6 protein-coding genes are annotated in these 14,403 nt (G+C 36.7%); all 6 read right to left on the bottom strand.

Annotated features, from left to right (window positions below):
- A partial coding sequence (locus tag BUE22_RS10715) for an HYR domain-containing protein (protein ID WP_143165855.1) occupies positions 1 to 7,256 on the bottom strand: 7,256 nt, incomplete at its 3' end.
- 607 nt (positions 7,257 to 7,863) lie between these two features.
- Entirely contained in the window at positions 7,864 to 8,790 is a 927-nt protein-coding gene (gene queG, locus BUE22_RS10710; RefSeq protein ID WP_073395004.1) for a tRNA epoxyqueuosine(34) reductase QueG, read from the bottom strand.
- A complete protein-coding gene (locus BUE22_RS10705) occupies positions 8,787 to 10,133 on the bottom strand; it encodes a cytochrome P450 (protein WP_073395003.1) in 1,347 nt (448 codons plus the stop codon). Before BUE22_RS10705 ends, queG begins: the two co-directional genes overlap by 4 nt.
- 11 nt (positions 10,134 to 10,144) lie before the next feature.
- A complete protein-coding gene (gene ruvB, locus BUE22_RS10700) occupies positions 10,145 to 11,167 on the bottom strand; it encodes a Holliday junction branch migration DNA helicase RuvB (RefSeq protein WP_042566285.1) in 1,023 nt (340 codons plus the stop codon).
- Between the two features lie 197 nt (positions 11,168 to 11,364).
- Positions 11,365 to 13,170 carry a cytochrome c oxidase subunit I gene (locus BUE22_RS10695; RefSeq protein ID WP_042566284.1) on the bottom strand — a complete coding sequence of 602 codons (1,806 nt, stop codon included), beginning with the start codon at positions 13,168 to 13,170 and terminating at the stop codon, positions 11,365 to 11,367.
- A gap of 32 nt (positions 13,171 to 13,202) precedes the next feature.
- Positions 13,203 to 14,396: a cytochrome c oxidase subunit II gene (locus BUE22_RS10690; RefSeq protein WP_073395002.1), complete on the bottom strand. Its 1,194-nt coding sequence runs from the start codon at positions 14,394 to 14,396 to the stop codon at positions 13,203 to 13,205.
- Positions 14,397 to 14,403 lie beyond the last annotated feature (7 nt).

Here is a 14,403-nt window from a genome sequence, read left to right as displayed (position 1 = left end):
TCTTCAACTGCATTGATAACTGGTGTGCCAACTGTTACTTTTACTGAAGCAGAGCTGCAATTTGTCGGGTTTAGTTTCTCACAGATTTGATACACGATTTCATAAATTCCTGAAGGTGCGTTTCCTCCCAAGGTTACGGTTCCGTCAGGGTTTAAAGTTAAAAATCCTGTTGGATCTGCTGTTGCTATTGTTAAGTTGACGTCATTTGGTACAACAGCGATGCCGTTGTTTGTATCATTGTCAAAAACATTTACCACAGTTTGTGGCTGGTTTGTAGCAACTACTGAAGCTACTTCATCAGGGTTTGCGATTAATACACCGCCTGTAACAGTAACAATACTTTTTACAACATCACAATTAGTTGGGTTTGTAATTTCACAGATACTATATTCTATTTCATAATCATTTTCCGGAGTATTCGCTGCAACCGTTACTGTTCCGTCTGCGTTTAAGGTTAATCCTGTTGGAACGGTGATTCCCGTTAGTTTTACTTCGCCAGGATTTGTTCCAATAACAACCGGATTTCCGTTTAAAGTATCATTTGTAATTACTGATTCTGCTGTCGTTCCACCTGCATTTCCATTGATTGAAGCCGTAGTTTCGGTTACCGCATCAATGGCTGGTTTTCCAACTACCACCACCGAGATTACAGAATCACAGTTTGTTGGGTTGGTAATCTCGCAGATGCTGTATTCCACATTGTAGTTTCCGGCAGCGGTATTGGCTGCAACTGTTACTGTTCCGTCTGCGTTTAATGTCAATCCTGTTGGAACGGTGATTCCGGTTAGTTTTACTTCGCCAGGGTTTGTTCCAATAACAACCGGATTTCCGTTTAGGGTATCATTATTTACAAGTGAAATTGTTATTCCTCCTGCATTTCCGTTGATTGAAGCCGTAGTTTCAGTTACCGCGTCAATGGTTGGTTTTCCTACCACAACCACTGAAATTACAGAATCACAGTTTGTCGGGTTGGTGATCTCGCAGATACTATATTCTACGTTATAGTTTCCGGCAGCAGTGTTCGCCGCAACAGTTACTGTTCCGTTTGCATTTAAGGTTAATCCTGTTGGAACGGTGATTCCAGTTAATTTAACTTCTCCGGGATTGGTTCCGATTACAATAGGATTTCCGTTTAGGGTATCATTTGTAATTACTGATTCTGTTGTAGTTCCTCCCATGTTTCCATTGATTGAAGCCGTAGTTTCGGTTACCGCATCAATGGTTGGTTTTCCAACTACAATTACTGAGATTACAGAATCACAGTTTGTCGGGTTGGTGATCTCGCAGATTCTGTATTCCACATTGTAGTTTCCGGCAGCAGTGTTCACTGCAACCGTTACTGTTCCGTCTGTGTTTAATGTCAATCCTGTTGGAACGGTGATTCCCGTTAGTTTAACTTCTCCGGGATTGGTTCCGATTACAACCGGGTTTCCGTTTAGGGTATCGTTAGCTGTTAACAATGCTGTTGTTCCTCCTGTGTTTCCATTGATTGAAGCTGTAGTTTCAGTTACCGCGTCGATGGCTGGTTTTCCTACCACAACCACTGAAATTACAGAATCACAGTTTGTCGGGTTGGTGATCTCACAGATGCTGTATTCTACATTATAGTTTCCGGCAGCAGTGTTCGCTGCAACCGTTACTGTTCCGTCTGTGTTTAAGGTTAATCCTGTTGGAACGGTGATGCCGGTTAATTTAACTTCTCCGGGATTGGTTCCGATTACAACCGGGTTTCCGTTTAGGGTATCGTTAGCTGTTAACAATGCTGTTGTTCCTCCTGTGTTTCCATTGATTGAAGCTGTAGTTTCAGTTACCGCGTCGATGGCTGGTTTTCCTACCACAACCACTGAAATCACAGAATCACAGTTTGTCGGGTTGGTGATCTCACAGATGCTGTATTCAACATTATAGTTTCCGGCAGCAGTGTTCGCTGCAACTGTTACTGTTCCGTTTGCATTTAAGGTTAATCCTGTTGGAACGGTGATTCCGGTTAATTTAACTTCTCCGGGATTGGTTCCGATTACAATAGGATTTCCGTTTAAAGTATCATTTGTAATTACTGATTCTGCTGTCGTTCCGCCTGCATTTCCATTGATTGAAGCCGTAGTTTCAGTTACCGCGTCAATGGTTGGTTTTCCTACCACAACCACTGAAATTACAGAATCACAGTTTGTCGGGTTGGTGATCTCGCAGATGCTGTATTCTACATTGTAGTTTCCAGCAGCAGTGTTCGCCGCAACAGTTACTGTTCCGTTTGCATTTAAGGTTAATCCTGTTGGAACGGTGATTCCGGTTAGTTTTACTTCGCCAGGATTTGTTCCAATAACAACCGGATTTCCGTTTAGAGTATCATTATTTACAAGTGAAATTGTTGTTCCACCTGTGTTTCCATTGATTGAAGCTGTAGTTTCCGTAACAGCGTCAATGGTTGGTTTTCCAACTACTACCATTGAGATTACAGAATCACAGTTGGTCGGGTTAGTGATCTCGCAGATGCTGTATTCAACATTATAGTTTCCGGCAGCAGTATTCGCTGCAACCGTTACTGTTCCGTCTGCATTTAAGGTTAATCCTGTTGGAACGCTGATTCCGGTTAATTTAACTTCGCCGGGATTTGTTCCGATAACAACCGGATTTCCGTTTAGAGTATCATTATTTACAAGTGAAATTGTTGTTCCGCCTGTGTTTCCATTGATTGAAGCTGTAGTTTCTGTAACAGCGTCGATGGTCGGTTTTCCTACCACAACCACCGAGATTACAGAATCACAGTTTGTCTGGTTGGTGATCTCACAGATGCTATATTCTATATTGTAGTTTCCGGCTGCAGTATTAGCTGCAACCGTTACTGTTCCGTCTGTATTTAATACAAATCCTGTTGGAACTGTGATGCCTGTTAGTTTAACTTCTCCTGGATTGGTTCCGATTACAACCGGGTTTCCGTTTAGGGTATCATTTGTAATTACTGATTCTGCTGTCGTTCCGCCTGCATTTCCATTGATTGAAGCCGTAGTTTCAGTTACCGCGTCAATGATTGGTTTTCCTACCACAACCACTGAAATTACAGAATCACAGTTTGTCGGGTTGGTAATCTCGCAGATGCTATATTCTACATTGTAGTTTCCTGCAGCAGTGTTCACTGCAACTGTTACTGTTCCGTCTGCGTTTAAGGTTAATCCTGTTGGAAAGGTGATTCCCGTTAGTTTTACTTCTCCGGGATTTGTGCCGATTACAACCGGGTTTCCGTTTAAGGTATCATTTGTAATTACTGATTCTGTTGTCGTTCCTCCCGTGTTTCCGTTGATTGAAGTCGTAGTTTCTGTAACAGCGTCGATAACTGGAGCAACAACTGTAATTTTAACTGATGCTGTACTGCAATTAGTTGTATTTGATTTTTCACAAATCGTATAATCAAATAAATAAGTACCAGCAGGAGTTTTTGGATTAACTGTTACTGATCCAGTAGTCGTATTAAAAGTTAAAACAGAAGGTAAAGTACTTGCTAAAGTAAGATTCACATCGCTTGTAATTGCAGCGTTACAGTTTAAAAGATCATTACTTAAAACATTTGAAACAGCAACTCCTCCTGAAAATCCATTAAATGAAGATATAATATCATCATTTGCTTTAATTGGACCTACTACTTTTACCATTTGTGTACACGTTTGTGTATTTCCCGAAGCATCTTTTGCTGTCCAGGTTACTGTTGTAACGCCAATTGGAAAGCTCGATGGTGCATTATTGGTAACTGTAATTGCTCCTGTACAATTGTCCGTTGTTGTTGGAGTTCCTAAAACAACTCCCGTAGTAGCGCATGAATTAACATCGGCTACAACCGTAACATTCGACGGACAGGTAATTGTTGGTTTTTGGGTATCGCTAACTGTTACCGTTTGTGTACACGTTTGTGTATTTCCTGAAGCATCTTTTGCTGTCCAGGTTACTGTTGTAATTCCGATTGGAAAACTTGATGGTGCATTATTGGTAACTGTGATTGTTCCTGTGCAATTGTCAGTTGTTGTTGGTGTTCCCAAAACAACTCCCGTAGCAGCGCATGAATTGGCATTGGCTACAGCCGTAACATTCGACGGACAGGTAATTGTTGGTTTTTGGGTATCGCTTACTGTTACCGTTTGTGTACACGTTTGCGTATTTCCTGCAGCATCTTTTGCTGTCCAAGTCACCGTAGTAATTCCGATTGGGAAACTTGATGGTGCGTTATTGGTAACTGTGATTGCTCCCGTGCAGTTGTCCGTTGTTGTTGGAGTTCCTAAAACAACTCCCGTAGCAGCGCATGAATTAACATCGGCTACAGCCGTAACATTCGACGGACAGGTAATTGTTGGTTTTTGGGTATCGCTTACTGTTACCGTTTGTGTACACGTTTGTGTATTTCCTGCAGCATCTTTTGCTGTCCAAGTCACCGTAGTAATTCCGATTGGAAAACTTGATGGTGCATTATTGGTAACTGTGATTGTGCCTGTGCAGTTGTCCGTTGTTGTTGGAGTTCCTAAAACAACTCCCGTAGCAGCGCATGAATTAACATCGGCTACAGCCGTAACATTCGACGGACAGGTAATTGTTGGTTTTTGGGTATCGCTAACTGTTACCGTTTGTGTACACGTTTGTGTATTTCCTGAAGCATCTTTTGCTGTCCAGGTTACTGTTGTAATTCCGATTGGGAAACTTGATGGTGCGTTATTGGTAACTGTGATTGTTCCTGTGCAGTTGTCCGTTGTTGTTGGAGTTCCTAAAACAACTCCCGTAGCAGCGCATGAATTAACATCGGCTACAACCGTAACATTCGACGGACAGGTAATTGTTGGTTTTTGGGTATCGCTAACTGTTACCGTTTGTGTACACGTTTGTGTATTTCCTGAAGCATCTTTTGCTGTCCAGGTCACCGTAGTAATTCCGATTGGAAAACTTGATGGCGCATTATTGGTAACCGTGATTGTGCCTGTACAGTTATCAGTTGTTGTTGGTGTTCCCAAAACAACTCCCGTAGCAGCGCAGGAATTGGCATCGGCTACAGCCGTAACATTTGACGGACAGGTAATTGTTGGTTTTTGGGTATCACTAACTTTAACCGTTGAAACTGCAGAAGTATTTTCGCAAGTTGTAGCTGTATTGGTGACTTTAACTTTATAGTCTCCATCAACTGTAACAACTAGTGTAGATGATATTTGTCCTGAAATTACGACGTTATCTTTATACCAAACATATGCTGGAGAACCAGCATTGGTAACTGCTGTTAATGTAGTTGTATAACATGCTGTTAATGTTCCGTTTATTGAAGCTGTTGGCAAAGGATTTGGCGTTGTTGAAATACTAGCCGAATTATTTGCTGAATTAGTATCCAAAACAGATGCCGGAATTACTGCAGTATTAGTATAAGCTCCACTAGCATTTACTTTGGCAACAATTTTTAATGTTACAGCTATCCCTCCGTTTATATCTCCAATACTCCAAACTCCTGTTCCTGAATTATAAGTTCCTACGGATGGTGTTGAACTCACAAAAGTATATCCTGTAGGAAGCAAATCATTTACAGAAACTCCTGTAGCATTATTTACTCCTAAATTGGATAAGGTTACTGTAAATTCAACATTCGATCCTACACATGGTGTTGTATTGTCTACTGTTTTTGTAACACCCAAATCTGTACACAAAGTAACGGATACAGGCTTTGATTGTGTTTGAGCTCCACATGTTAAAGTTGAAGCTACAGAATAAGAACCCGTTTTAGTTGCTGTGTAGGTATTTGAGGTAGCACCTGATATTGCAGTACCATTAAAATACCATTGGTATGGAACAAATCCGGTTGGTGTTGACAATATAGCTGTACTATTTGTACAACCACCTCCTGCAATATAAGACAAAGTTGGATCTTCTGGCTGAACAGCAAAATTCGAAAAGAAACCTGCCATAGAGAATCCTCCGCCTTGTTGTACAATCGAAACTGTTAATTTAGCATCACTAGATATGGAAAGAACATCCGGGCTTCCGATTTGAGTATCTTCAAAATTAATTAAATACCATCCTGTTGCTCCCAATTGATGACGTGCTGAAACTCCTGATTTTGTTTCAATATCTACACCATTAACATATACTTTTGCTACGGCATCTTTTAAAAGAACATATCCAAAATAAGGCAATGAACCTGTACCGTAATTTCTAAATTTTGCTGTTTCTATAAATTTAGACCCTCCACATTCTGAGACCGGAGCAATCGTCGAAATATCAACTTCACAAGATTGAGCTGTTCCTGAATAAACAACAACATTGTTATCTGCAGAAACTCTTGAAGCTGAAAAATTAGCTCCTGAAACACCATTCAAAAAGGTAAAAAAGCTACCCGCTGTTGCTAATGTTGTTGTTTTTGTAGATACTAAAGCACCGGTTACCGAATAAGTATCTACAATAACTTTTGTATTGGGTTTAGTTGCAATTACAGTAGTTTGTTCTGCCGTATCGTTTCCTTTTCCTCTTTCTATAAAATATTCTGAACCTAAAACTGCTTCTGGCGGAATTTGATTAAAAGCTCCATCTCCACAACCATTTGGTGTATCGATAAAAGCAGAAGTATTCATAACACTCGGGTTTGAAGTTTCTACTAAAGTTCCAATTGTTGCTTTGAATAAATAACTTTGTCCTGCATTTAAAGTTGCTGTTATAACACCTCCAATTGTTACGGTTGTACCGTTTGTAATTGCCATTACACTATAAATCGGACGTTGATCACCGTAATTATTGAAATTTCCAAGAGAACCATCTCTGTAATATCCAACTCTAAATCTTATCCCAATTCCGGCATCACCAAAACTAGTCAATGCTGCATTTCCTTTAATATCCTGATCAGATCCATCACCACCTAAAGCATCAGAAGCTACGTTTCGTAAATTAATAGATATCGGCGCACTACCCGTAACGATTAATCCTGCAGCATTTAAAACTGTATTAAATGTAAAAGCAGGAGCTGCACTCGGTTTACCGGCAAATCTATATATTGCAGGTGCTCCTTTTGAAGCTATAAGTGTTGTTACAACTGTACCATCACTTTTTGAAACGGTAATATTTACAGTTGCTGTTGAATTCGTCGCAATAACAATTTCATTTGCTTTACTAAAATACTGCCAAGGCGCTGGCGCTATATAATGCTTAGTATAAAATTGAGCTGAGGCATTATAGCTAATCATTAAAAATAAAATAAAAGCAAGTAGTTTAATTGAATTAAACTTTCTAAGAGTAAAGTTACGCATAGACAATTGTAATTTGAATAATAGAAATATTAGAAGTTGAAAAATCAAACGAGATCTTCAACATATAGGGCAGATACGATAAAAGAAAGGAAATGGATTTTGAAGATCTCTTAAAAGATTTGTCAAAATCAATGCAAAAAGAAAGTAGTGTTTGGACCATTAGTATTTATAGGCTCAAGACTAAAATTGTCTTTAGATTAAATTAGTAGTTTTGGAGTCGCGAAATTATATAAAGTCCTCTATACTAAATACTTTCGTCGACAAACTACCAAGATAAACGTTGAATAACACTTTTTATCAACAAAAATTAACCTGAACCTGTATAAAAATTAACTATTTGATAATAATAGCGGAGAAAATTCTTAAATTTTTATCAAATATTTTGTTTTTGAGCAAAAAGATGACAAAATCATAAAACAATCTTACAAAACAACAATAATAAATATTTTATAATCACTTATAAATCAAATAATTATATACTTTTACAAAACAAAAACAACCTACAACTTTTCACAGCTAGATCATGAATTTTATTCAAAAAAAAATAAACAGAAAAAACAAAAAGAAAGAATAAAAGCTTATAACTGAGTAGAATAAAAAATAAATTTTATTCAAGAAACTTAATATTTCGTTTTAAACCATCAAATTTTGTTCTCTTAATAGGAGAATTTTTAAAAACAGTACGAAAAGTTTCTTCTGTAATTTCAATCCAGTCTTTTTTAGTAAAAGAAAGCAAATCAGGATTAGGATTAAATAATGGTTCAGAATGCGATTTTGAGAATCTATTCCAGGGACAAACATCCTGGCAAGTGTCACATCCAAACATCCACTCATCAAATTTACCTTTCATGTCATTCGGAATATTTTCTTTCAATTCGATCGTATAATATGAAATACATTTGCTACCGTCAACAACATGAGGAGCAACTATCGCTTGTGTGGGACAAGCATCTATGCAGGCCGTACAAGAACCGCAGTGATCTGTAGTGGCATAATCATATTCAAGATCTAAATCGAGAATAAGCTCTGCAATAAAATAAAAAGAACCTACTTTTTGAGTTATGAGATTGCTGTTTTTTCCAATCCAGCCCAAACCGCTCTTAGCCGCCCAGGCTTTATCCAGAACTGGAGCAGAATCGACAAAGGCACGCCCGGAAACATCACCAATATTTTCCTGAATCGAAAAAAGGAATTCTTTTAATTTCTCCTTAATCACAAAATGATAATCCTGACCATAAGCGTATTTAGAGATTTTGAAACTTTCCTGAGTTTGAGATTCTTCAGGATAATAATTCAATAAAAGCGAAACAACACTCTTAGCATCGTCGACCAATAGAGTGGGATCTAATCGTTTGTCAAAATGGTTTTCCATATATGCCATTTGACCATGACTGTTATTTTTTAGCCAGCTTTCAAGTCGAGGCGCTTCTTGTTCTAAAAATCCGGCTTTGGAAATGCCACAAGAAAGAAACCCAAGCCTTTTCGCTTCAGTTTTTATAAATTTTGAATATGTTTCTTTAGCATTAATTGTCATCTTTTAGAGAATAAGACTTTTACTCCAACAGGCTTCAATGTAATCAGTGGATTGAGCTGTATTTCACTATTAACAGATGTAATATTGTATCTTTTTACTAAATTAGAAATCGTCAAACACATTTCATAAATAGCAAATCCAGCTCCAATACACATTCTGGGCCCTGCTCCAAATGGATAAAAATATTGCATTGACTGTTTCTTCTGTTCTCCCAGAAATCTTTCTGGTATAAATTCATCCGGATTTTCCCAATACTTTGGATTTCGGTGCAATTCATAAAAAGAAACCCCAATTAATGTTCCTTTCTTTATATTATAACCAGCTAAATTATCATCTTCAACATTTCCCCTGTCAGTAATCCAGGCTGGTGGATATAAACGCATAGCCTCATTTAAAACTGCATTTGTATAAGTCATTTTCTGAAGCTGCTCAACAATATTTTCCGTTTGAGATTCAATAGCTGTAATTTCATCTAAAACTTTCTGTTGTATCTTAGGATTTATTCCCAAAAGATAAAGAGTGAAAGTTAATGCATTTGCGGTAGTTTCATGACCGGCAATAAATAGGACTTTAATCTCATCAACCAATTGTTTTACAGACATTCCTTCACCTGTATCTTCATATCGCGTTTCTAAAAGCATATTAAGTAAATCATTAATATCTTCTTTAGATTTGCCTCTCTCCTCAACAATCTCCCGAATAATACTATTGTTCTCCTCTGCCAATTCAAGATGTTTCTTAACCTGACCTGTTACAGAAAACCACCAGGCTTTATGAGGAAGCCTAATTTCTTTGATTAAAAAATTCTGCACTTCTTCGATAATATATTTAATGCGAATTAATTTTTCTTCTGAAATTGACAGCTCGAAAAGAGACTTAGCAACAACATTAAAGGCCAACTGACTCATAATTGGAAAAAGATCAACTGCTTTTTCCTCAATTAAATCATCAAGCTCTAAAACAATTGTTTTATCCATATTTTCAACTAACTGATTCATTTTTTGCTTATGAAAGGCAGGTTGAATAAGTCTTCTTTGTTTCAGCCAGAAATCACCGTCAACAGTTAAAAGCCCTTTTCCTAAATATTTAGAAAGATAAACAGACTGAAACTTAGACTTATGATAGTTCTTCTGATTTTTTTGTAAAATATATTGGGCAACTTCGTTATCTCTGGATAAAATTATATGCTTTGAAAAGCCAATTTTTAAAGAAAAAGAATCTCCAAACTTATCAAAATATCTTTTATGAAAAGGAATAGGGTTTTTACGCACTCCTTCAGCATCCAAAAAAAATCTAAATATTGAAAGTCGGTTAGGGTAATTATATTTTTTATTCTCAGACATTTTAAACAGAATTAAAACAATCCGCCCTGAATGTTAGTGTTTATTTTTCCCAAATGCTTATACGCTTTATCAGTTACTTCACGTCCACGTGGTGTTCGCATAATAAACCCTTCCTGGATAAGGAATGGTTCATAAACCTCTTCAATTGTTTCACTGCTTTCTGAAACTGCAGTCGCTAAAGTTGAAAGGCCGACAGGTCCACCTTTAAATTTATTAATGATGGTCAACAAAATTTTATTGTCCATTTCATCAAGACCATGTGCATCCACATTTAATGCTTTAAGTGCGTAACGTGCAATTTCAATATCAATAGTACCGTTCCCTTTTATTTGTGCAAAGTCACGAACTCTTCTTAATAATGCATTTGCTATACGAGGTGTACCACGGCTTCGTCCAGCAATTTCAATTGCCGCTTCAAGCGAAATTGGCATTTTTAATATCGAAGCACTTCTCTCAACAATTGTCGTTAAAAGTTCAGTTGTATAATATTGTAGTCGTGATGAAATCCCAAAACGGGCACGCATTGGAGCCGTTAACAATCCAGATCTTGTTGTTGCTCCAATTAAAGTAAAGGGATTTAAATTGATTTGCACTGTTCTGGCATTTGGTCCAGATTCAATCATAATATCAATTTTAAAGTCTTCCATAGCCGAATATAAATACTCTTCTACGATTGGACTTAAACGATGAATCTCGTCAATAAATAAAACGTCCCTTTCATCAAGATTTGTCAATAAGCCTGCTAAATCACCTGGCTTATCCAAAACAGGACCTGAAGTTATTTTAATACCTACTTCCAATTCATTTGCTAAAATATTAGCTAAAGTGGTTTTACCTAATCCCGGAGGTCCGTGAAAAAGTGTATGGTCAAGTGCTTCTCCACGTTGATTAGCAGCAGCCACGAAAACTTTTAAATTTTCTAAAACTTGGTCCTGTCCTGCAAAATCATCAAATGACAGCGGACGCAATCTTTTTTCAAGATCTAGTTCTTCAGGGTTATATCCTTTTGTTGTAGGATCTAGATTTTCATTCATTTTACAAAGATAGACAAAGTAATCAGTTTGTAAAACAGATAATTTTTAATATAATTCAGAACTTCAGAAACAAATCCTAATATCTAAATTCCCAACTCCAATAATTGAGAACATTTCCGTAATTGAAATTTTCAGCTAAATACTAATTGGCCAAAACAAAAAAGGCCATCTTTTCAGATGACCTTTCTTTATTATTTTTAGTGGTGTAAAACTTCTTCACCTTCTTTCATTGGTACATTTTGAGGAACAAAATCTACATCATGATTTGGGTTACTGTAGTCATACGGCCAACGGTATACATGAGGAATTTCACCTGGCCAGTTACCGTGAATATGTTCTACTGGAGTTGTCCACTCTAATGTTGTTGATCTCCATGGATTTTGAACAGCTTTCTTACCATAGAAAATACTACTAAAGAAATTGTACAAGAATACTAATTGGAACGCGCCTCCTACAAGAGCAAATGTTGTAATTAAAACATTCACATTTTGTAAATCATCAAATAATGGGAAGTTTGTGTTTGTATAATAACGTCTTGGTAAACCAGCTAATCCAATAAAGTGCATTGGGAAGAATACTCCGTAAGCACAAACTGCTGTTACCCAAAAGTGAATATAACCTAAGTTTTTATTCAACATTCTTCCGTACATTTTAGGGAACCAGTGGTAAATACCAGCAAACATTCCGTAAAGTGCAGAGATACCCATTACTAAGTGAAAGTGAGCAATTACAAAGTAAGTATCATGAACGTTAATATCTAAAGTACTATCTCCTAAAATGATTCCTGTTAAACCTCCAGTAATGAAAGTAGAAACCATCCCGATAGAGAATAACATTGCAGGGTTGAATTGTAAGTTACCTTTCCATAAAGTTGTAATCCAGTTAAATGCTTTTACAGCAGATGGAATTGCAATCAATAAAGTTGTAAAAGTAAATACAGATCCTAAGAAAGGATTCATACCTGAAATAAACATGTGGTGACCCCAAACAATAGTTGATAAAAATGCAATTGCAAGAACAGACATAATCATCGCTCTGTATCCGAAGATTGGTTTACGAGAGTTCGTAGCCATAATTTCAGAAACAAGTCCCATTGCTGGTAAGATTACAATATAAACCTCAGGGTGACCTAAAAACCAGAATAAGTGTTCAAATAAAACTGGAGAACCACCTTGATAGTGTAAAACCTCTCCTGCAATATAGATATCTGACAAGAAGAATGAAGTACCAAAACTTCTATCAAAAATTAATAATAATGCAGCTGATAATAATACTGGAAACGAAATAACACCAATAATAGCTGTTACGAAAAATGTCCAGATTGTAAGAGGAAGTCTAGTCATAGACATTCCTTTAGTTCTTAAGTTGATTACAGTAACAATGTAATTTAAAGATCCCATTAAAGAAGATGCAATAAAGATAGCCATTGAAACTAACCATAAAGTCATACCTGTTCCAGAACCCGGAATAGCTTGTGGTAAAGCACTTAATGGTGGGTAAATTGTCCAACCTGCAGAAGCTGGACCAGCTTCAACAAATAATGAAGACAACATTATTACAGCAGACAAGAAAAACAACCAATATGAAATCATATTCATGAATCCCGAAGCCATATCTCGTGCACCAATTTGAAGTGGAATAAGTAAGTTACTGAATGTTCCACTCAAACCAGCCGTTAGTACAAAGAATACCATGATGGTACCGTGAATTGTTACTAAAGCCAAATAAATATCATTTGCCATTACACCATCTGGTGCAAATTTGTCTCCTAATAAAACATTAAAAATTTTAAAAGACTCCTCTGGCCATGCTAATTGCATTCTGAAAAGCAAGGACATTGCAATACCAATAATACCCATGATAATACCTGTAATCAAGTATTGCTTAGCAATCATTTTGTGATCAATACTAAAGATGTATTTAGTAATGAACGTGTCTTTATGATGATGTTCGTGCTCGTGATGATCGTGTCCGTGATCGTGATCGTGCGCTTCTGCTGACATATATGTGTACTTTAAATTTTCTTAAATAAATATTATTTCATAGCAACTTTAGCTACAGCTGCTTTTACAGTATCGATAACCGCTTTTACGGTATCTTTAGCAATAGTACTTACACTATCTGTAGTAGCTCCTGCTCCTTCAGCTGGCTTTTCAGCAGCAGCCGCCGCTTTAATATCCTGAGCTAAAGTAGTTTTTTCACTTAACCATTTTTTATAATCTTCCGGAGTATCAACAACAACTTTCATTTGCATGTTGTAGTGAGAAGCTCCACAAATTTTATTACATAATAATAAATAATCAAATGTATAAGGATCTAAAGCTGTTCCACCTTTTGCAACTAACTCTGTGCTTTTTTCAGATCGAAGTTTGTTTATGTTTGAAACTTTCTCAACCATAAATGGCAACTCTCTGTATTCAGCAGTTGTGTAAGTTGGAATGAAAGCAAACTCAGTAACCATTCCAGGCACACAGTTCATTTGCGCTCTAAAGTGAGGCATATAAGCTGAGTGCAATACGTCTTGAGAACGCATTTTGAAATGAATTTTTTTACCTTTTGGAATATGCAATTCAGAAACAATAATATCATCCTGAGCATTCGGATCAGACATATCAACACCCAAAGTATTAATACCTTCGATTAAACGAACATTAGCTTTTCCTAAAACATTATCCTGACCTGCATATCTTGCAGTCCATTTAAATTGTTGAGCATATAATTCGATTTCTATTACATCTTCATCTTTATCAACAAACATAATATTGTTCCATGCATACAATCCATAAAGAATTAAACATGCTAAAACTACAGATGGAATTATACTCCAGATTGCTTCTAATTTATTACTATCAGCAAAGAATAATGCTTTTTTATCTTTATGACCTCTATTTTTGAAAGAGAACCAATATAATAAACCCTGAGTAATAAATTGAACTACGAAAATTAAAACCCAAGTAATATTCATTAAATTATCTACTAAAAGTCCATGCTCTGAAGCAGGTGTATGAAGCGCTAAACCACCCCATTTTAGTAAACCATAAATTGTAAATATATATATGAATGCCAAGAAGCCAAACATAACATACCCCTGAATATTATTATCATTATCTGATGCAACCTGAGAATCGTCCGAAGAAGACCCTACCTGAGTAAGATCAAATATCTTGGTCAATTGCCATAATGCAACTGCTAATAAAACTAAAACTATAATTACCAACAAACTTGTCATCTGTTTA

Source organism: Flavobacterium pectinovorum, assembly GCF_900142715.1.
GTDB classification, from domain to species: Bacteria; Bacteroidota; Bacteroidia; order Flavobacteriales; family Flavobacteriaceae; genus Flavobacterium; species Flavobacterium pectinovorum.
Note: the sequence above shows the minus strand (reverse complement) of the source record. Positions and strands in the feature narration are given on the sequence as shown.